Source organism: Nocardia sp. NPDC057668, from assembly GCF_042799795.1.
In the GTDB taxonomy this organism is placed as follows: domain Bacteria; phylum Actinomycetota; class Actinomycetes; order Mycobacteriales; family Mycobacteriaceae; genus Nocardia.
The window spans coordinates 738,011-756,380 of record NZ_JBHVIC010000002.1 but is presented as its reverse complement, the minus strand read 5'-3'; the positions used below and the strand labels follow the sequence as shown (position 1 = coordinate 756,380).

General features: G+C 67.1%; 19 protein-coding genes and 1 tRNA gene. 11 read left to right on the top strand and 9 right to left on the bottom strand.

Going from position 1 to position 18,370, the window contains the following annotated elements:
• The first annotated feature begins 19 nt into the window (after window positions 1-19).
• The 5 genes from ACFVBH_RS16270 to ACFVBH_RS16250 all read left to right on the top strand — a co-directional run bounded on the left by ACFVBH_RS16270 (window position 20) and on the right by ACFVBH_RS16250 (window position 4,175).
• A complete protein-coding gene (locus tag ACFVBH_RS16270; protein ID WP_354989591.1) occupies window positions 20-637 on the top strand; it encodes a septum formation initiator family protein in 618 nt (205 codons plus the stop codon).
• The gene (locus tag ACFVBH_RS16265) at window positions 634-1,206 is read left to right on the top strand and encodes a DUF501 domain-containing protein (RefSeq protein WP_354989590.1); all 573 of its coding nucleotides are present in this window, start codon (window positions 634-636) and stop codon (window positions 1,204-1,206) included. The genes ACFVBH_RS16270 and ACFVBH_RS16265 overlap by 4 nt, the downstream gene beginning before the upstream one ends.
• A gap of 5 nt (window positions 1,207-1,211) precedes the next feature.
• Window positions 1,212-2,174: a Ppx/GppA phosphatase family protein gene (locus ACFVBH_RS16260; RefSeq protein ID WP_354989589.1), complete on the top strand. Its 963-nt coding sequence runs from the start codon at window positions 1,212-1,214 to the stop codon at window positions 2,172-2,174.
• A gap of 289 nt (window positions 2,175-2,463) precedes the next feature.
• Window positions 2,464-3,930 carry a peptide MFS transporter gene (locus ACFVBH_RS16255; protein WP_354989588.1) on the top strand — a complete coding sequence of 489 codons (1,467 nt, stop codon included), beginning with the start codon at window positions 2,464-2,466 and terminating at the stop codon, window positions 3,928-3,930.
• Between the two features lie 171 nt (window positions 3,931-4,101).
• Window positions 4,102-4,175 (top strand) — tRNA-Leu (locus ACFVBH_RS16250).
• A 934-nt stretch (window positions 4,176-5,109) separates the two neighbouring features.
• Here the strand turns inward: ACFVBH_RS16250 and ACFVBH_RS16245 are convergent.
• The gene (locus tag ACFVBH_RS16245; RefSeq protein WP_379002280.1) at window positions 5,110-5,313 is read right to left on the bottom strand and encodes a hypothetical protein; all 204 of its coding nucleotides are present in this window, start codon (window positions 5,311-5,313) and stop codon (window positions 5,110-5,112) included.
• 235 nt (window positions 5,314-5,548) lie between these two features.
• Here ACFVBH_RS16245 and ACFVBH_RS16240 point away from each other — a divergent pair, with 235 nt between their 5' ends.
• On the top strand, window positions 5,549-6,085 hold the full coding sequence (locus ACFVBH_RS16240) for a hypothetical protein (protein WP_379002279.1): 537 nt from the start codon (window positions 5,549-5,551) through the stop codon (window positions 6,083-6,085).
• A 166-nt stretch (window positions 6,086-6,251) separates the two neighbouring features.
• On the opposite strand, the gene ACFVBH_RS16235 is transcribed toward ACFVBH_RS16240, so the two are convergent.
• Together ACFVBH_RS16235 and ACFVBH_RS16230 are read right to left on the bottom strand one after the other, a co-directional pair.
• A complete protein-coding gene (locus ACFVBH_RS16235) occupies window positions 6,252-6,680 on the bottom strand; it encodes a MarR family winged helix-turn-helix transcriptional regulator (RefSeq protein ID WP_379002277.1) in 429 nt (142 codons plus the stop codon).
• Window positions 6,681-6,689: 9 nt separating this feature from the next.
• Window positions 6,690-7,118, bottom strand: a complete 429-nt coding sequence (locus ACFVBH_RS16230; RefSeq protein WP_379002276.1) for a hypothetical protein — start codon at window positions 7,116-7,118, stop codon at window positions 6,690-6,692.
• A gap of 224 nt (window positions 7,119-7,342) precedes the next feature.
• On the opposite strand from ACFVBH_RS16230, the gene ACFVBH_RS16225 reads away from it, so the two are divergent.
• The gene (locus ACFVBH_RS16225) at window positions 7,343-8,449 is read left to right on the top strand and encodes an NADH:flavin oxidoreductase (RefSeq protein ID WP_379002275.1); all 1,107 of its coding nucleotides are present in this window, start codon (window positions 7,343-7,345) and stop codon (window positions 8,447-8,449) included.
• Between the two features lie 178 nt (window positions 8,450-8,627).
• Here ACFVBH_RS16225 and ACFVBH_RS16220 read toward each other — a convergent pair whose 3' ends face one another.
• Window positions 8,628-9,455: a VOC family protein gene (locus tag ACFVBH_RS16220; RefSeq protein ID WP_379002274.1), complete on the bottom strand. Its 828-nt coding sequence runs from the start codon at window positions 9,453-9,455 to the stop codon at window positions 8,628-8,630.
• A 335-nt stretch (window positions 9,456-9,790) separates the two neighbouring features.
• Here ACFVBH_RS16220 and ACFVBH_RS16215 point away from each other — a divergent pair, with 335 nt between their 5' ends.
• The 3 genes from ACFVBH_RS16215 (at window position 9,791) to ACFVBH_RS16205 (ending at window position 12,516) form a co-directional block, all read left to right on the top strand.
• Window positions 9,791-10,168: a hypothetical protein gene (locus tag ACFVBH_RS16215; RefSeq protein WP_379002273.1), complete on the top strand. Its 378-nt coding sequence runs from the start codon at window positions 9,791-9,793 to the stop codon at window positions 10,166-10,168.
• A 158-nt stretch (window positions 10,169-10,326) separates the two neighbouring features.
• On the top strand, window positions 10,327-10,848 hold the full coding sequence (locus ACFVBH_RS16210; protein WP_354989582.1) for a hypothetical protein: 522 nt from the start codon (window positions 10,327-10,329) through the stop codon (window positions 10,846-10,848).
• A 228-nt stretch (window positions 10,849-11,076) separates the two neighbouring features.
• Window positions 11,077-12,516, top strand: a complete 1,440-nt coding sequence (locus ACFVBH_RS16205; RefSeq protein WP_379002272.1) for a lipase family protein — start codon at window positions 11,077-11,079, stop codon at window positions 12,514-12,516.
• Window positions 12,517-12,554: 38 nt separating this feature from the next.
• Here the strand turns inward: ACFVBH_RS16205 and ACFVBH_RS16200 are convergent, their stop codons facing one another.
• From ACFVBH_RS16200 to ACFVBH_RS16180, 5 genes are all read right to left on the bottom strand, one after another.
• On the bottom strand, window positions 12,555-12,884 hold the full coding sequence (locus tag ACFVBH_RS16200) for a plasmid stabilization protein (RefSeq protein WP_354989580.1): 330 nt from the start codon (window positions 12,882-12,884) through the stop codon (window positions 12,555-12,557).
• A gap of 162 nt (window positions 12,885-13,046) precedes the next feature.
• Window positions 13,047-14,267, bottom strand: coding sequence for an acyl-CoA dehydrogenase family protein (locus ACFVBH_RS16195; RefSeq protein ID WP_354989579.1), 1,221 nt, complete (start codon window positions 14,265-14,267; stop codon window positions 13,047-13,049).
• Between the two features lie 133 nt (window positions 14,268-14,400).
• On the bottom strand, window positions 14,401-15,330 hold the full coding sequence (locus ACFVBH_RS16190) for a glycoside hydrolase (RefSeq protein ID WP_354989578.1): 930 nt from the start codon (window positions 15,328-15,330) through the stop codon (window positions 14,401-14,403).
• Window positions 15,331-15,465: 135 nt separating this feature from the next.
• Entirely contained in the window at window positions 15,466-16,041 is a 576-nt protein-coding gene (locus tag ACFVBH_RS16185) for a hypothetical protein (RefSeq protein WP_379002271.1), read from the bottom strand.
• A 72-nt stretch (window positions 16,042-16,113) separates the two neighbouring features.
• Window positions 16,114-16,770: a TetR/AcrR family transcriptional regulator gene (locus ACFVBH_RS16180; RefSeq protein ID WP_379002270.1), complete on the bottom strand. Its 657-nt coding sequence runs from the start codon at window positions 16,768-16,770 to the stop codon at window positions 16,114-16,116.
• 96 nt (window positions 16,771-16,866) lie between these two features.
• On the opposite strand from ACFVBH_RS16180, the gene ACFVBH_RS16175 reads away from it, so the two are divergent.
• Window positions 16,867-18,363, top strand: coding sequence for an amidase (locus ACFVBH_RS16175; protein ID WP_379002269.1), 1,497 nt, complete (start codon window positions 16,867-16,869; stop codon window positions 18,361-18,363).
• The last annotated feature ends 7 nt before the right edge of the window (window positions 18,364-18,370 follow it).

Below are 18,370 nucleotides of genomic sequence, written 5' to 3'. Positions count from 1 at the left end.
CTGAGTTTCGAGGGGTGAGATGACGGAGCGACGGGCGCGGGGTACCAGTCCGGCAGGACGCGGTGACCGCCGCCCGTCGCGTACCGCCAAACCTCGGACCGGCGGCGCGGGCGCCAAGCGCACCCAGACCACGCGCAGCGGGTCGGGGGAGAGCAGGCGCGGTAGGACGACCGCGGCCAAGGCCGCGGTCGGCAGGCGCACCGCGCGGGCCAAGAACCAACGGCCCGAACGCAAGATCCTCGGCATGTCCACCGGCCGGGCGGTGCTGCTGGCCGCCGTGCTGTGCGGTCTCGCGCTCACCCTGGCCGTGCCGCTGCGCACCTACTTCACCCAGCGCACCGAGGCGGCCGAACTCGCCGCCCAGCGTGAGCAACTCGTCGACGACGTGGCGCGCCTGCGCGATCGTCGTGCCGAACAACAGGATCCGGCCTACATCAAGCGCGAGGCGAAGGACCGGCTGCGGCTGGTCATGCCCGGCGAGACGGCCTACATCGTGCAGGTGCCCGGCATGGAACAACCGGCCGTGCCCATCCAGCCCACCAAGACCAGGGAACCCGATCCCTGGTACACCGAGCTGTGGCGCAGCATCTCCGCGCCGCAGCCCGCAAGTTCAGCCGAGGAAGGACAACCCAGGTGACCGCATCCGAGAACAGCCGCCCCGGGGACGAAGCGCCCAGCGAGCGGGATCTCGAGATCGTCGCCAAACAGCTGGGCCGTGAGCCGCGCGGCGTGCTCGCCATCGCCTATCACACCCCCGACGGTCTGCCCGCCGTCGTGAAGACGCAGCCGAAACTGCCCGACGGCACGCCCTTCCCGACCCTGTACTACCTGACCGATCCCCGGCTCACCGCCGAGGCGAGCCGGCTGGAGACCACGGGGCTGATGAAGGAGATGAGCGAACGGCTCACCCGCGACGCGGAATTGGCGGCCTCCTACCGCGCCGCGTACGACAGCTTCATGGCCGAGCGCAACGCCATCGAGGATCTGGGCACCGATTTCGCCGGCGGCGGCATGCCGGATCGGGTCAAATGCCTGCACGTGCTCATCGCGCATTCGCTGGCCAAGGGGCCGGGCCTGAACCTGCTCGGCGACGAAGCGGTGGCGCTCGCGGCCGAGAACGGGTTGCGCGGCACCGCGATTCCGGCAGACTGGCCGCAGGCCGAGCAGTATCGGGGCAAGCCGGAAGATTCGATCTCGGAGGAGTAGTTGTCATGGGTGAGCGGATCGCCGCGATCGACTGCGGCACCAACTCGATTCGACTACTGATCGCCGACGCGGTCCGGGACGGGGACGCCACGCCGCCGCACCTGACCGATGTGCATCGCGAGATGCGCATCGTGCGGCTCGGGCAGGGCGTGGACGCCACCGGCGCGCTGGCTCCCGAATCCATCGAACGCACCCGGGTCGCGCTGGCCGACTACGTCGACCTCATGATCGAGCACAAGGTGACGCGGGTCCGCATGACCGCCACCTCCGCCACCCGCGACGCGAGCAATCGCGAGGACTTCTTCACCATGACCGCCGCCGAACTCGGCCGCGCGGTGCCCGGGGCACAGGCCGAGGTCATCACCGGCGACGAGGAGGCCCGGCTGTCCTTCGCCGGCGCGGTCGGTGAATTGTCCAGCGAGCAGGGACCTTTCGTTGTCGTCGATCTCGGCGGCGGCTCCACCGAGGTGGTACTCGGGGACAGTTCGGGCGTGCAGTCGGCGTACTCGGCCGACATCGGCTGCGTGCGCATCACCGAGCGCGCGCTGCACGGCAATCCGCCCACCCCGGAGGAAGTGGCCTCGGCGCGGTTCTTCGCCTCCGAGCGGCTGGCGCAGGCGTTCGGGGTCGTGCCGGTCGAGCGGGCGCACACCTGGGTCGGGGTGGCCGGCACCATGACCACGCTGGCGGCCGTCGCGCTGGATCTGCCCGAATACGACTCGGAGCGCGTGCATCTCACCCGGCTGTCGGGCGCGGATCTGCGGGCGGTGTGCGATCGGCTGATCAAGATGAACCACGACGAGCGGGCCGCGCTCGGGCCGATGCATCCCGGGCGGGTGGACGTGATCGGCGGCGGTGCGGTGATCGCCGAGGTGCTGGCCGACGAGCTGGCGCGGCGGGCGGGGATCGACGAGTTGATCGTCAGCGAACACGACATTCTGGACGGGATCGCGCTGTCCATCGCGTGAGTGCCGGTTTGTTTCCGGTGTGTTCCGCGGGCGCGGCGGGTTTTCGGATGTCGTGACGGATTTCTTCGGGGCCGTGGCTACCAGCCACGGCCCCGTTTCACGTGGTCGGGACCTCGGCGCGAGCGCGCCACAACTCGCGATCTGACAACGGCAGCTATTTTTTGCCCGGACTGGCAAACTGAGGACCGCTGCCGAGTCTGATTCGACCCGGGTACATGCGGGAATTCTCGAGACATACGTCAACAACTGAGGTTGCTGTCAGATTGCCCGGTATGGGAGGGTCTGGATCATGTCGGAAGTAGCACGCGAGGACATCGCGCCGGTTCAGCGCACGTTGTTCGGGCATCCCATCGGGCTCGCGAATCTCTTCGGTGTGGAGCTGTGGGAACGGTTCTCGTTCTACGGCATGGTCGCGATCCTCGGCTACTACCTGTACTACTCCGTCTCCGAGGGCGGCCTCGATCTGCCCAAGGCCACCGCCACCGGCATCGTCGGCGCGTACGGCGGCCTCGTCTATCTCTCCACGGTGCTCGGCGGCTGGATCGCCGATCGGGTGCTGGGGATGGAGCGCACGGTCTTCTACGGCGGCGTGGTCGTGATGGCCGGGCACATCGCCCTGGCGCTGCTGCCCGGGCTCGCCGGCGTCGGGGTCGGCCTGGTGCTGGTCGCGCTGGGATCTGGTGCGCTCAAGGCCAATGCGTCCTCGCTGCTGGGCACGTTCTACGACAAGGACGATGCCCGCGTGGACGGCGGCTTCACGCTGTTCTACCTCGGGATCAACCTGGGCGCGTTCATCGGGCCGCTGATTACCGGTGTGCTGCAGCGCAATATCGGCTTCCACTGGGGGTTCGGCGCGGCCGCGGTCGGGATGGCGCTGGGGCTGACCCAGTACGTGGTGTTCCGCCGCAACCTCGGAACGCACGGGCGTGAGGTTCCCAATCCGCTGCCGCGCCAGCAGATTCCGCGCGTTCTGGGGTTCGTGGCGGTGCTCGGCGTGCTGGTCGCGGTGGCCGCGCTGACGGGTCTGCTGACGCTGTCGAACCTGCCCGACGTGACCACCGGCGTGATCGCGCTGGCCGCGCTGACCTACTTCGTGATCATGCTGCGCAGCCCGAAGGTGGAGCCGATCGAGCGCACCCGCGTGCGCGCGTTCATTCCGCTGTTCATCGCGAACGCGGTGTTCTGGTCGCTGTTCCAGCAGATCTTCACGGTGCTGGCCGTGTACTCCGACGAGCGCATCAACTGGAACGTCTTCGGCTGGGACGCCCCGCCGAGCTGGATCAGCTCGATGGAGCCGGTCTGGATCATCACGCTGTCCCCGCTGTTCGCGCTGCTGTGGACGCGCCTGGGCAATCGCGCCCCCAGCACCCCGCGCAAGTTCGCCCTCGGCGTGATCGGGATGGGCGTGGCCTTCATGCTCTTCGTCCTCTACTCCGGCAGCGAGGGCAAAACCGTCCCGATCCTGTTCGTGTTCTTGGTCCTGGGCGGCTTCGCGGTCTCGGAGCTGCTGCTGTCCCCGATCGGCCTGGCCGTCACGACGAAGCTGGCCCCCAACGCCTTCCGCGCCCAGATGATGGCCCTCTACTTCTTCTCCGTCGGGATCGGGACGTCGATGTCCGGCTCCCTGTCGAAGTTCTACGATCCGTCCCACGAGTTCGCCTACTTCGGCCTGACCGGCTTGGTGGCGATAGCGGTAGGCATCGTGGTCTGGCTGATAGCCCCCCGAATCAGCAGCCACATGGAAGGCGTCCACTAACCCGCCCCCGCCCCCCGAAAACCCCCTCCCACCACCGAAAACCCGCCCCCACTCCCGACTCCCGCGCCACCCCCGCCCGGCCCCTTCCGTTCCCCACCCCCGTTTTCCCCCCAGAATCGGCGGTCAGCCTCCTTCCAGCCAGACCGTACGGCTCGGTACTCTGACCCAGACGCCCCCGTAGCCCAATTGGCAGAGGCAGTGGACTTAAAATCCACCAAGTGTCGGTTCGAACCCGACCGGGGGCACGCGCACGCTCCGAAGACCACCAGGTCAGACGGCGCTTTCGCCCGCATGCGCCATCCCGTCAGTTCGGAGCAGCGAACGGCCGACATTCGCCATCCGCCCGAGTTGACCTCGGAGCATCGATCCTTCAGCCGGACAGCATGGCCGATTCGAACCGCGCGCCCTGCGGCAGACGAGTGCGTTCGCCCCTGTGCCGGGACACCAACGGACTGCAACGCCAGTCACCGTCATAATCGCCCGTCCGGCAAGTTCGAAATCCGATGAGGGAGGGCTGGATGGGTGCTTCGTGGGCGTCAGTGCTCCCATCGGCTCCCCGGAACAAACGCGAGCCTTTCAAGCACAGCACACTGATAGCGGGAAGGACTCAGCTATTGATCCATTCCGTGACATCCATTGGATTTTCGTCATCGTCGAGCGGGGGTTCGATGCCGAAATCCGAGGGGGTGCCATAAACGGTCGGCTCGCTGGGCACGCCTTTCGTTCCTAGTAGGTTGTTCAGTTCTATGATGAAAGACTTTCAGGCGCGGTGAATTTAGCTCATAGATACCCGCATGTGGGCGGCCCTGGAAGTCGTGGGTCATCCATATATCGTGAAAAACTTCGAAGTCTACGGTCGCCCGATCGTCGATAACGTCGATCTCCACAGTTGATAGGTATTCCCCGGCGCACGGAACTCCTTCGGAGTTGAACCAAACGCCAGGCTCGGTGATCGTCAGCTCGCCTATGCACGCATCTGCCTCGACGTGCGAGGGGCGAGCGTTCCGTAGAGCTCCGGGTATTGCGGGGTTATCTATATTGTCAGAGACCGATACTGCTGTCTCAGCGTCGGGAATGGCGACACCATCTCGCCGCCACCCACATCGGATGCTAGCCGGAATCGAGAGTCGGTGACTCTCGGCGATATCGGCTATCTGTGCAGCTAGAAAGAATTGCGGATCAGGTCTGGATCCAATCGAATTGAGCCACCAGGTCCACATGAAGCTCCACCGCGGCGCGCGCGCAAGTCTCGAGCTTGCCATCAGATTTTCCGCATTCATCGGGGAAGGTGATCTTTCCGTTCGGTATTATGATCGTCTTGCTGCGGACGGCGCTCCGAAAAAGATTGAGAACCTCGACAGGATCTCGATCATCGATGAGCATACACACGCCCTGATCGCCGAATTAAATCGAATCAACAACGTATGGAGCGTCACGAAATATGGAAACTAGGCGCGCAGAGATCTTCGATTCACCTGGTTGCAGTTTTCATCTCGAGCGATGTGCGCAGGAATTCGAATCCGACGTCGACTTCGATCGGTCGACGCTGAAGAGCGTGTTTCGATTCATGTCCGGGTTCTGCATTCCGCTCTCCGTAGACCTCTCGACTCTGTACTGGATGAATGAGTTCGATATACCGATCGACGAGACTTTCCCGGCTTCGTCGCAACGCACGATCCGTACGGCGTCTCCACCCGAAGGGATGCTCACCGATTTCGTTTCGGCGGGAAATGTTTTCGAACAAGTCGACGAATTGAGCTATGACTCGGTTTATGAATGGTTTGTCCGGTCACTGGATGAGGATCGAGCAGAGAACCCCCTCCTGCGTCCGGGATGGGATGAGATCTGGATCAGGTATTCGATGGCCAGAACGCCTGACGGATATTTCCCTTCGGATATTCGAACCATACCTGTCCACTACCGAAGCTCGACCGCCGAGCACCCCGTGATTCACAGGGACGAATCCGTCTGGATTTCAGGTCCTATGGCGAACACGCTCAATGCGCCGATCGAGATTCAGTTGATCAGAACTCCGGGTCGGGTCACCGTCGGCGTGTACATTTGTTGGAATATTTGGATGCCGGACGGGGCGGGCTACGGATTCGTCGAGAGTGGCGTCAGTGAGTTGCTGGCGGCCGGATGGGCTTTCCGATGAACCGTTCGACCGGGTAGGTGACAGGCGGTGAGGGCGACCACCACGGGTCTCCCTCGCCGCGAGGTATGGGCCGCTGTGAGCCGGCGAGCGGGTTACGCGAGAACGTCGCGGGATCCTAGCTTGGTTGGAATTGGCTGTGCCGCAGTGGAACCCGGGGCGTAGATGGTCAGTCGGACTGTGCCCGGCTCGAGAGGGCGGTCAGGGCGTTGAGGAAGCCGCGGCGGTCGGTGGGGGACAGGGTGTTCAGGAGGCGGTCCTCGTGGGCTCGGATGGCGGACCGGACCTTTTTGCGGAGGGCCTCGCCGGAGGCGGTGAGGGACAGGAGGCGGGCGCGGCGATCGGCGGGGTCCGGATAGCGGTCTATCAGGGAGCGGGACTGGAGGTCGTCCAGCACCGCGATGATCCGGGTCTTGTCGGCGCCGATTTCCTGGGCCAGCGCGCCCTGGCCGCGGGCCGGGCGGTCGTGCAGGGCCTGCAGGACGATGTAGGCCCACATCGACAGATCGTGGTCGTCCAGAATCGGGCGTTCGGCGGCCAGTAGCGCCCGACCGAGCGGCACGATCATCGCGGCCAGGTCGGGGCGCTGTGCGGTCATGGGGACAGACTAGGCGGCGTCGCGCCGGGGGCGATCGATGGTGTCGCGGGCACGGAGCAAGACCGGCGCGGGATCGAAAAGCGCGGCGTGCCAGGAGTCGACCTCGACGCCGATCCGCCCGCGCCACTCGCCCACGATCGCCGCGTGCACCGGCCAGCGCACGAAGCGGCGCATATCGCGCTCGGACTCCCACACCGAAATCGAGCCGCCGCGCCGCTCGCCGGGCCTGCCCCACAGCCACAACCCGACCGCACCCTGCATGACGGGCCAGGTCCTGCCCAGCTCCGAGCCGGTTTCGTAGATGCGACGGGCATCGTCCCCGGTATCCGCGTGAAAGTCGGTGACGCTGACGAACACCGGGCCGGCGTGGTCTCGGCGCGGGCCGTCGACCCACGGCAGGAACACGGTATCGGGGGAAAAGTGCTGTTCGGGGTTCATGTTTCGCTCCGATCGGGTGCGCCGCTCGATTTCATACGCACATGTAGATGATAAGCATGTGAGTATTAATGTCAACGGTGGTGCTCGAAGCGGTGCGAGCCCCTGGAATTCGAGTCGCCCCGCCTCGGCCCGGTGACACGGCGTTCGGCAACGGGGAATGCTCCGGCGGAGGGCGGCGTTCGGGAATTGGGAGCCGCGTTGGCGAGTTGGAAGGAAGTTTGCGTATGTCACAGGAATCGGCCGGGGGACCCTCGCTCGCGCTGGACGAGCTGTTCGAAGAGGTCCAGGTGGGTGGGTTGCGGTTGCGGAACCGGTTCGCGATGGCCCCGATGACGCGGAGCAAGTCGCCGGGTGGGGTGCCTAACGCGGAGAACATCGGCTACTACCGCGACCATGCCGCCGGCGGAGTCGGCCTGATCATCACCGAGGGGACGTACGTCCGGGGGCCGGCCGCCGGGCCCGATCTGGCCGTGCCGCATTTCTACGGCGAGGAGAGCGCCGCAGGATGGCGCGAGGTCGTGGACGCGGTGCACGCGCAGGGATCGGCCATCGTTCCGCAGCTGTGGCATATGGGCGCTTCGCGCGGCGGCAGCCCCAAGTTCGAGCCGGAGGTTCCGACGGTCAGCCCGTCCGGGGTGAAGGCCAGCGGCAAGCCGGTCGGGCGGGCCCTCACGAACGACGACCTCGACACGCTCATCGAGTCCTACGTGGAGTCGGCGCTGCTGGCCCAGCAGCTCGGCTTCGACGGCATCGAGGTGCACGGCGCGCACGGCTACCTGCTCGACCAATTCTTCTGGGGGACAACCAATCTCCGCACGGACGAGTACGGCGGCCCGCTGCGGCAGCGCGCGGCGTTCCCCGCCCGCGTCGTGGCCGCGGTGCGCGAGGCCGTCGGCCCCGCCTTCCCCATCATCTACCGCTTCTCCCAGTGGAAGGGCGACGACTACACCGCCCGCATCGCCGAAACCCCCGGCGAGCTCGAGGAACTCCTCACCCCGCTGGTCGACGCGGGCGTTGACGTCTTCCACGCCTCGGTCCGCCGCCACTGGGTCCCCGAATTCACCACGCACGCCGAGGATGTCAGCCTCGCGGGCTGGACCAAGAAGGTGACCGGCCTCCCGGTCATCACCGTCGGCTCGGTAGGCGTGGACAAGGTCTTCCTCGGCGACGGAATCGACGAGACCCAGGCCCAGCGCTTCTCGGTCCTGCGCGACCAGTTCGCCCGCGGCGAGTTCGACCTGGTGGCGGTAGGCCGCGCCCTCCTCGCCGACCCCGAGTGGGTCAACAAGGTCCGCGACGGCCGCCTGGCCGACATCATCCCGTTCCGCTAGTTCCGCTCGGCCTGAATCCCGTGCCCGGATGCCGACGACCGAATCGGCGCCCGGGCACAGCTTTTCACCGGCGGAGCATAGCCGACCGCTCTGCGGTCGGCCCTGATCCGTCGGCCGGCATAGGCCTCGGCTCCGCCTGCTGAAGCCGCCCATGGCGGTCGTCGCTCCTGCCCACCGGTCACTCTTGTTCGGCCGGTGGGCGCCGCGCGTATTTCCGGAACTGCCACTTCGCGCAACCGGCAAGGGTCAGCGCAAAGACGAAACCGATGACCGCAGAGGCTATTCGGGTGCCGGTCGAGCTGAGCTCGTCGGGCCAGAGGATCCCCGAGCACAAGAGCGTGAATGCGAGAACGGCGGACAGGATCGCGTAGGCCAGATGTCGTCTCTTCCGAGGAGGCTCCGGCGGACTTGCGATATCGGGACCGGCCGCCACACGCGCCGAGTGGATGCGAGTCCTGGCTCGAGCCAGCGACGCCATACGCCGTGCGGCTCTTTCCCGCTGCTCTCGACTCTTGTCGGACATGTCTGTCGGCTTCGACATGGTGATCGGGCGTAGCGATCGTGGTTCCTGATCCACCCCTGTGGACGCATCGGTCAGGGAATCCTCGACCGGCTGCGGTAGAGCGGCTGCGCCTTGGTCCCAGGGCGGTCGAGCGATGAGCAGGTGGGGGAATTCTGTTTGCAGAATGCAGAACTCGTTGCCCCATGGATCACGCAGCGCCCAGAAGTCGTAGCCGCGCTCATGCTGGTGATCCCAAGGAGACGCTCCCAGGGCGACGAGCCGCTGGAGTTCGGCTTCGACGTCGTCCGTCTCGATATCCAGGTGCATACGCTCTTTCGCGACCTTCCTGTCGGCAGTGGCCTGCAGGAGAATTCGAACCTCGGAATCGGGTAGCAGTAGGCGGCGGTAGATTTGGCGGCTCTGCGGGGCAATCGGTTCCTCGGCTGCACCGAGTACCGCGCCCCAGAACGCGATCCCGTGCTCCAGATCGTCGACATCGATCACGAAGTGACACAACCTGCTTCGATGACTCACCATGGGAGTATCACCTGAATGCGCCGGTGGCGAGCTCGTTCTTCCGGCAGTAGGTGGGGGATCTTCTCCAGGTGTGAAACCGGAGCCGGTCGTGGATCGGCGCGAGAGGCTCCGCGCCCGCCTCGGGCGAACCGCGGAGAGAATAGGGCATGTGTCCGATGGTGGTCTCCTCATGTCGAGGCATAGGTTCGGGAACCGACCGATATTCGAACAGGTTTCCGGGCATGGCGTTTCGGGCGCAGGGCGCAGGAGGGTCACCAGCAATGACACGAAATATGAAGCAGAGCAGCGGAATTTGCATTGCAATGGGCGCGGCAGCGCTCACCGCCGCCGCGTGCGCGAGCATTCTTGCCGCCCCCACCGCCTCGGCCACGGTGACCGGCATCGCGATCGCCCCCGGCCTCACACTCGGCCTCCACAGCCAGGGCACAGGCTGCTCCTACACGATCACCGCCACCGTCGACGACAACAGCAAGCGGGTCTACTTCTACGAAGAAGGCCAGGGCCCCTCCGGTTTCGCCGACGCCCAGCCCGTCGGCGGCGAGGCGAAAGTGACCTGGACCCCCACCTCCACGAAGCCCACCTACATCTACGCCTTCCAGCCCGGCGCGACCGCTCAGATCCGGCAGCCGGTCGACATCGGCACCGGCGTGAACCTCGGCTCCGCCTGCCTCGCCTACTGATTCGGCGCGCCCGCTCACCTGCGGCGAACCGGCGAACCACCCCGTTTCAAAGGACTTGCGGATCGGCGGACTTGTCGGGAAGCTGTGGTAGCTATTTGCGCGTGAGAAGTGAGCGTGAGCGTCGTTCCGGCGCTGCGAGTTCGAAGGTGGGGAAGACAATGTCCAAGAGAAGCTGGCTCGTTGGTGCCGTCGCGGTCGTCGCGGTACTGGTGGCGGGGTGCAACGGGTCGGACGGGACGACGGCCAAGTCGACCACCACCAAGGCCGCTGCTACCACCACATCCGCGAAGTCGACCGCACCGGCCGCGCCGCTGCAGAACCGGCGCGCGGAGAACGGCGCGATCGTGCAGCAGGCCGGGCTGAACGGCACCGGCACGCTGGAGATCGACAACGGCAACAGCAAGGACTACGCCATCGTCGTCACGAACGGCAGCCCGTCGTCGCCGCAGGCCACGATCTACGTGCAGGGCAACTCCAAGGCCACGCTCGAGGGCATCGCCGGTACGTACTACGTGTACCTCAAGACCGGCACCGACTGGGATCAGGCCGCGCTCGGCTTCACCCGCGACAAGGACTTCCAGAAGTTCGACGACTCCTTCGACGCCGACTCCGACTGGGAGATCACGCTGAAGCCCTCGGTCGGCGGCAACGCCAGCACCAGCGACGTGCCGGCGTTCTGATTCGGCCGATCACGGAGAACGCTCGGCAACCGGCCGGCTGACCGAGCGCGACCCCGCGACACCCGAGTATCGAAAGGGGCGTCCCGCACCGGGACGCCCCTTTTTCGTGCGCGCGAAACCATGTTTTAGACGCATCCGTCTGTGACTTGTGCCCGATCCACCCGGCTGGGTAATGTGCACCACATCTTAGATGCTCGTGTCCAACAATGATGCTGGGGTGTACGCGATATGGCCGCATGGAACTGGCGACCGCGACGGGGGAACGCAACACGATCACGACGATCGGCCGGCGCACTCGTGCTCGCCCTGATCGCCGCGACGATGGCGACGGCGGTTCCGGCCGCGGTCGCGGCTCCCTACGACGGCCCCGTGCAACCCGCCCCGCCGTTCCTGAGCTCACCGGTCATCCCGGAGTTCGACACCTTCTACCGCCCGCCCGCCGACGCGGTGGCGGCCAAGGCCCCCGGTGAGATCATCGCCGCCCGCCAGGTCAACGTGGCGACCTACAACGTGCTCCCGCTCAACGTCGACGCCTGGCAGGTCTCGTACCGCTCCAACGACAGCCGCGACCAGCCCATCGGCGCGGTCGCGACCCTGTTGAAGCCGCGCGGCGAAGTACCGCGCGGAACGCGAAACCTGTTGTCCTACCACATGGCCGAGGACTCGACGGGCCAGTACTGCGCCTCGTCCTACGCGATCCAGCAGTGGGCGGTCCCCGGATTCGTCACCGGCCAGGCCGTCGCCTCCATCGCCTTCCTCGAAGTCCAGGTCGCGCTACAGCAGGGCTGGGCGGTGGTGGTGCCCGACCATCAGGGCCCGAACGCCGCCTTCGCCCACGGCCCGCTCGCCGGACGCATTGCCCTGGACGGCATTCGAGCCGCCGAGAACTTCGAGCCGCTCGGCCTGGACGGCGCCGCGACCCAGGTCGGCATGATGGGCTACTCCGGCGGCTCGGTCCCCACCATGTGGGCCGCGGAAATGCGCAAAACCTATGCGCCGGAACTGAATATCGTCGGTGCGACCTCCGGCGGCACCGACGCCGATCTCGGTGCGCTCGTGGACCTGGCCAACAACAACGCCGCCTCGGGGCTCGTGCTGGCGGGCGTCATCGGATTGGCGCACGAGGAGCCGGAATTCGCGGCCTTCCTGCGCGAGAACACCAACCCGCTCGGCCAGTTCCTGCTGGCCGCCAAGGATCGACTGTGCGTGGTCTATCAGGCGGCCTCGCTGCCGTTCATGAATCTGAAGGGCCTGTTCACCACCCCGGGTGATCCGCTGCTGGCCCCCGCCGCCCAGACGGTGCTCGACCGCACTCGCATGGGCAAGTCGGTGCCCGACATGCCGGTCTTCCTCTATCAGGCCAACATGGACTGGCTCGTCCCCGTCGGCCCGGTGAACACGCTCTACGGCACGTACTGCCAGGACCCGAACGCGAACATCACCTACACCCGCGACCACGCCAGCGAACACCTGAGCCTGGAGGCCATCGCCCTCCCGAGCGCCACGATGTGGATGCGCGACCGCTTCGCCGGCAAGCCCACCGCCGGCGGCTGTCAGCTCACCGACGTCGGCTCGATGACCCTGAACCCCGCCACCTGGGGCGAATGGGTGTCGATCATCGGCGGCGAACTCGCCGCCTTCCTGAATCAGCCGATCGGCAGCCGCTGATCGCCGGCTGATCCGCGTCGGGCAGCACCCGGCGCGGATCAGCTCTTTCCGAGAGCCTTGGCCAGCTGTGCCTTCGTCATCTTCGAGCGCCCCTCGATATTGCGCTGCCTGGCCTCGTTGTACAGCTGATCGCGGGTCAGCCCCTTCGGCCCGCGCGTCCCGGAGCGCTGCCCGCCCCGCTGCTGCGGCGACTTGCCCTCCAGAGACGTCCGGCTGGCCGTCTTGGTCTGCCCCGCCCGCGCGCGATTCTTGTTGACCGTGCGCGCGGCGATCTCCTTCGCGCGCTTCTCGCCCGTCCCGCGATCCTCGGCCGAATCGCGGATGTGCTCGTACTGGCGTTCCTGCTTGTCGGTCCATTCCTTCGGCATCTCGAACCTCCCGCGTCGCATCGGTTCGCCCACACGTTGAGCCCCTCGGTCACCGCTCGCACGGCCCGGCCGCTCGTCCATGGGTTCACCGGCGCGATACCCCGCACCCGGGTCCGCAAACACCCCGCTCCCGCCGGGCTGCGGGGGTGAATTGTCGTGGCGCTAGCGCGCGAGCAACCCCTTCGCGATATGCGTGACCTGGATTTCGTTGCTGCCCGCGTAGATCATCAACGACTTCGCGTCGCGCGCGAGCTGCTCCACTTTGTACTCGGCCATGTACCCGTTGCCGCCGAACAACTGGACCGCCTCCATGGCGACCTCGGTCGCCGCGCGCGAGGAGTACAGCTTCATGGCCGAAGCCTCGGCGAGCGAGACCGGCTTGCCCGCCGCCGTGCGCTCGATCGCGTTGAACACCATGTTCTGCACGTTGATTCGCGCGATCTCCATCTCGGCCAGCTTGAGCTGGATGAGCTGGAACTGCGCGATCTCCTTACCCCAGAGCTTGCGGGATTTCGCGTAATCCACACTGAGCCGGTGGCATTCGTTGATGATGCCCAGGGCCAGCGACGCGATGCCGATGCGCTCGGCCGCGAAAGACTCCTTGGCGCTGTCCTTTCCATCGCCCTTGGCCGGGTTCTCGGTCTCACCGAGCAGCCGATCGGGGGTGATGCGGACGTTGTCGAAGAACAGCTCGCCGGTGGGCGAGGAGTTCATGCCCATCTTCTTGAACGCGGCGCTCTGGGTGAACCCCTCCATGCCCCGGTCCAGGACGAAGGTCAGCACCTTGCGATCGCGCTTGTCGACGCCGTCGCCCTCGTCGAGCTTGGCGTAGACCACGGTCACGTCCGCGTGCGGGCCGTTGGTGATGAACGTCTTCTGCCCGTTGAGGATGTAGTCCGCGCCGTCGCGGCGCACGTAGGACTTCATGCCGCCGAAAGCGTCCGAGCCCGAATCGGGTTCGGTGATCGCCCACGCGCCGACCTTGGCCATGGTCACCAGCTCGGGCAGCCACCGCTTCTTCTGCGCGAGGGTGCCGCGACTGCGGATGGTGCCGACGGTCAGCCCCAGGCTCACGCCCATGGAGGCCACCAGTCCCAGGCTGATCCCGGCCAGCTCGCTGTTGAGGATGACCCCCATGCTGCCCGACCCGCTGAACCCGCTGCCGCCCTTGCCGGTGGCGCCGGATTCCTCGCGCGCGATCGCCTTCTCCAGCCCCTCGCGGGCCATCTCGTCCAGGCCGAAGGTCGCGTACAGCTTGCGAATGATGTCGAACGGCGGCAGCGCGCCGCTCTCCAGCTGGTCGACGTGCGGCCGGACCTCCTTGTCGATGAAGCCGCGCAGGGCGTCGCGGAACATCAGGTCTTCGTCGGACCACTGGTACATGCGCTGAACTCCCGAGGGGATCGCCGGAACTGTCCCCCCGAATATAGAACACGTTCTAGATTTGCCGGGTGGCCCGGCACCGAACCGCGGCGCGCGGACTCGTGCGCGCCCGGCTCGGTGGCGTCCGGCCCGCTCAGGGCGCGGGTGCGACCCCCGGGCTCGCCTCGGACAGCACGGTGACATGCCGGATGAACCCCGAGAGCCCCGGCACTTCGCGCGGCTTGCTCCAGGTCTGGAAATTGTCGTAGCTGTCGCTGTAGAGATAGGTCTCGTCGATATAGGAATCGAAGAACATGCGCCAGCCGCCGTTGGGCAGCCTGGTCACCGACTGCCCTTCGCGGGGCGAGCCCCACCCCGCCCAATCATCCTTGGCCACAAAGGTATACGGGCCGACCGGCGAATCCGCCGTCGCGAGTTCGATCAGCTTGGTCGTCTCGTTCTTGGTGAAGGCGTAGTAGCGCGTGCCGATTCGGGCCACGGTCGTGTCGATGTACCCGTAGGAGGCGTCGTCTCCCGGCTCGGGGCACAGTCCGATCATCGGCGTGGGCTCGGTCCACGCGGTGGGCGAGGACGGGTCGGTGGTCGTCATGAGATTGGGCGTGAAGCGGTACCCGTCCGACAGCGACACCATGACGTGTATCCGCCCGTCGCCGTCGATGAGCCACTCCGGGGCCCAGGCCGAGGTCACGCCGGGCAGGGTGAACTCGTAGTCGTACAGGTGCGCCCACGTCACCCGGTCCGTGCTGCGCGCGAAACCGATGGTGTGCCCGTCCCAGGCCGTGGTGTACGCCAGGTAGTACACGCCGTCGGTGTGCCGGAACATGCACGGGTCGCGCATCAATCCGCTCGGCGGGGTGTAGGCCTGCGCCTTCACCAGGTCGAACGTCATGGCGTCGTTCGACTCGTAGACATAGAGATCGGTCTCGCTGTCATTGGTGAACGCCGTCATGGTGTACCGCCGCGAGGGCGCTTGCGCGGCCGCGACGGCGGCGGACCCCAGCGCGAGCACCGCGGGCAGACCCACCGCGGACGCCAACAGTGCGCGCCGACTCATGAACCCCATCAGTCACCTCCGTCTCGCTGGCAACATCGCATCCATCATGGCTGCCGATGCGCGTGCGGACGGCGCGCGACACTCCATACGTCACGGACCGAGATCCCGGGGGTGGCGCGATCGGGCCCGACCGGCCGCGGCAGGTCAGTTCTGTTGCCAGAGCACCGGGTTCTCGGGCCATGCCGCCGGATCCTGCGGGCACAGGCTCGCCGACCGGGTGGTGTGCGCCGGGCCCGTGCCGGGATCGAAGGCCCACTGCGCGATCGGCCCGGCCGCCTTCCAGTACAGGTTGCCGTTCTGCGCCACCACCCGATACTGCTGTTCGGCCCCGTCGATGAGCTGCGCGCCCACGCAGTAGTCGGTGTACTCGCTGCCCGGCTGCACCGCGCCGATGCTGAAGGTGCCGGCGGGCCGGGTGCGCGCCCCGGGATTGGCCACCGTGCTCGGTCCGCCGACCGCCGCGCCGCGCACCCACTCCGGCGCACCGTGGCCGTCGGCGGAACAGGTGTAGGCGGAACCGCCGGCGACGACTCCCGTGCCCGAGGCGTAACCGGTTCCCGCCCATAGACACTCGGCGCCGGGCGCCGGGGCGGCAGCGGCCGCGGCCGCGCCGATGAAGCTCACCGCGGCGGTGGCGGCGACGGCTGCCGCGGCACCGCGCAGCCAGCGGGGACGGGTCGAAGCGGTGCGGGCGGGGGACTCGAATTCGCTTGTGCGCATGAATCAACGGTAGGAATCCGGACCCGTGATCGGCGTCGAACCGGGGAGCTGTTTTCGGCTACTACCCTGGTACTAGGGGTTTCTCGGGGTTCGCCCGGGCAGGCTCGCGGTCAGCATGTCGACCGTCGCCTCGAAAGCCTCGTTCACCCGGGCGCTGTCGCCGGTGGTGATGAGATCGAGCTGGAGCCCGCGTACCTGCGCCAGGATGAAAGTGGCCGTGCGCACGGTGGTTTCGGCGGGCCACTCCAGCCGCGCGAGTTCGCGTTCGATGACGGTGAGCCAGTCGGTGACCAGCCGGGCCGCCGGGCGGTTCGGGGTGCGCGCGGCCGTGGCCACCAGTTCGAACAGCACCAGGAACTGGCGTTGTTCGCGCGGCCGGCACAGGTGCCGCCAGGCCGCGCGCAGCCGATCGGCGGGGGAATCGATATCGCGGATCTCCCCGGCCAGCAGGCGCTGTTCGAAGTCGTCCCGAATGTGCTCCAGAACCTCGGCGATCAGGGCATCCTTGGTGGCGAAGTGCCGGATAAGGGTGGCGTGGCTGACACCGAGGGCCTGGGCCGCCGGACGCAGGGACAGATCGCCTATGCCGTGGTCGAGAACATATTCGGTGGCTGCCGCGAGCAGCTCGGGGCGGCGGTGCTGGAAGCGCAGCGCCCGGCCGTCCACCTTCTTGCCGCTCACCGGCGCGTCATCTCGCTCATCACGCGGCAGCCTATCCGCATCGCCCATGGGGAAATTTTACCGTTCCAACCGGTTACGTAACCGGTCGGTACGGCTATTCTTCTCGCAGCGGTCCGGTCCCAGGGTGTACGAGGAGAAGAAACAATGAGGTTCGACGAATACCGCTCCTACGATGCGGTCGGCCTGGCGGAACTGGTCGCCAAGGGCGAGGTGCAGCCCGCCGAGCTGCTGCGCGTCGCACTCGACCGCTGTGCCGAGGTCGACCCGGAACTCAACGTGATCAGCCTGCTGATGCCGGAGGTCGGCGCCGAACTCGCCGAGCGGCCCGTCGGCACGGGACCGCTGGCCGGGGTGCCGTTCCTGCTCAAGGACCTGGTACAGGACTACGCCGGGTATCCGACCTCCGCGGGCACCGGCCCGCTGCGCAAGGTCCGCGCGGCCCGGCACAGCATCGCCGTGCAGCGCTGGCTGGACGCCGGACTCGTCGTCTTCGGCAAGACGACCACGCCGGAATTCGGCAGCAAGGCCATCACCGAGACGCGGACCTTCGGCGCCACCCGCAATCCCTGGGATCCCCGGCGGACCCCGGGCGGCTCCTCGGGCGGTTCGGCCGCGGCGGTGGCGGCGGGCATCGTGCCCGTGGCCGGTGCCAGCGACGGCGGCGGTTCGATTCGAATCCCGGCCGCCTGCACCGGGTTGTTCGGGCTCAAGCCCGGGCGCGGCCTGGTGTCCAGCGGGCCCAACTACGTCGACCCGCTGTTCGGCGCGGTCTCCGAGGGGGTGCTCTCGCGCAGCGTGCGCGACACCGCGGTCATGCTCGACATCCTCGGACCGCCGGACCCGGGCGGGGCCTTCGCCATCTCCCGGCCCGAGAACCCTTTCCGCACCGCGGTTTCCGAGCCGCCGCGACGGCTGCGCATCGGGTTCACCCACGAATCCCCCATGGGCACACCGGTGGACCCCGAGGCGGTGCAAGCGGTGCGGGACGCGGCCCGGCTGCTGGAAGAACTCGGGCACACCGTGGAACCCGCGGCCCCGGCCATCGACGGCAACCAGCTCGCCCTGGATTTCATGAAGGTGTGGACCGCGCTGGCCGCGGCCGAACTACAGAACGCCTGCGCGGTGAGCGGCGCTTCCCCGGCCGATTTCGACATCGACACCCAGGTGCTGGCGGCGGTGGGCCGCGCCATTCCGGCGCACGAACTCATCACCTCGCACGCGCGCTGGAACGACTACACCCGCGCGCTGGGCGATTTCCACAGCACGTACGACCTGCTGCTCACCCCGACGCTGGCCGAGCCGCCGCTGCTCATCGGGCAGAACCGCACGCCCGTCATCGCCGAGACGCTGCTGCCCCCGCTGCTGCGCCTGGGCGCGGGAAAGATCCTGTCCCGCATCGACTTCTACATCGATCTGGTGACCGCCAGCCTGTCCGCGGTGCCGTTCACCCAGCTCGCGAACATCACCGGGCGGCCCGCCATGAGCGTGCCCACGCACTGGACCGAATCGGGTCTGCCGCTGGGCGTGCAGTTCGTCGGCCCGCCGAGCAGTGAATACCTGCTGCTGCAACTGGCCGCCGAAATCGAGAACGCGCGGCCGTGGTTCGGGAAGACCCCGAACGACGTGCCGCGCGTTCGCTGAATCGAGC

Bases quoted from the DNA above. Each gene is read 5' to 3' on its own strand.
- ACFVBH_RS16255 (WP_354989588.1), top strand. From the start codon at position 2,464: ATGTCGGAAGTAGCACGCGAGGACATCGCGCCGGTTCAGCGCACGTTG.
- ACFVBH_RS16235 (WP_379002277.1), bottom strand. From the start codon at position 6,680: ATGACCGCACAGCGCCCCGACCTGGCCGCGATGATCGTGCCGCTCGGT.
- ACFVBH_RS16195 (WP_354989579.1), bottom strand. From the start codon at position 14,267: ATGTACCAGTGGTCCGACGAAGACCTGATGTTCCGCGACGCCCTGCGC.
- ACFVBH_RS16215 (WP_379002273.1), top strand. From the start codon at position 9,791: ATGGGCGCGGCAGCGCTCACCGCCGCCGCGTGCGCGAGCATTCTTGCC.
- ACFVBH_RS16270 (WP_354989591.1), top strand. From the start codon at position 20: ATGACGGAGCGACGGGCGCGGGGTACCAGTCCGGCAGGACGCGGTGAC.
- ACFVBH_RS16230 (WP_379002276.1), bottom strand. From the start codon at position 7,118: ATGAACCCCGAACAGCACTTTTCCCCCGATACCGTGTTCCTGCCGTGG.
- ACFVBH_RS16205 (WP_379002272.1), top strand. From the start codon at position 11,077: ATGGCCGCATGGAACTGGCGACCGCGACGGGGGAACGCAACACGATCA.
- ACFVBH_RS16245 (WP_379002280.1), bottom strand. From the start codon at position 5,313: ATGCTCATCGATGATCGAGATCCTGTCGAGGTTCTCAATCTTTTTCGG.
- ACFVBH_RS16260 (WP_354989589.1), top strand. From the start codon at position 1,212: ATGGGTGAGCGGATCGCCGCGATCGACTGCGGCACCAACTCGATTCGA.
- ACFVBH_RS16240 (WP_379002279.1), top strand. From the start codon at position 5,549: ATGAATGAGTTCGATATACCGATCGACGAGACTTTCCCGGCTTCGTCG.
- ACFVBH_RS16185 (WP_379002271.1), bottom strand. From the start codon at position 16,041: ATGCGCACAAGCGAATTCGAGTCCCCCGCCCGCACCGCTTCGACCCGT.
- ACFVBH_RS16225 (WP_379002275.1), top strand. From the start codon at position 7,343: ATGTCACAGGAATCGGCCGGGGGACCCTCGCTCGCGCTGGACGAGCTG.
- ACFVBH_RS16210 (WP_354989582.1), top strand. From the start codon at position 10,327: ATGTCCAAGAGAAGCTGGCTCGTTGGTGCCGTCGCGGTCGTCGCGGTA.
- ACFVBH_RS16180 (WP_379002270.1), bottom strand. From the start codon at position 16,770: ATGGGCGATGCGGATAGGCTGCCGCGTGATGAGCGAGATGACGCGCCG.
- ACFVBH_RS16175 (WP_379002269.1), top strand. From the start codon at position 16,867: ATGAGGTTCGACGAATACCGCTCCTACGATGCGGTCGGCCTGGCGGAA.
- ACFVBH_RS16200 (WP_354989580.1), bottom strand. From the start codon at position 12,884: ATGCCGAAGGAATGGACCGACAAGCAGGAACGCCAGTACGAGCACATC.
- ACFVBH_RS16190 (WP_354989578.1), bottom strand. From the start codon at position 15,330: ATGGGGTTCATGAGTCGGCGCGCACTGTTGGCGTCCGCGGTGGGTCTG.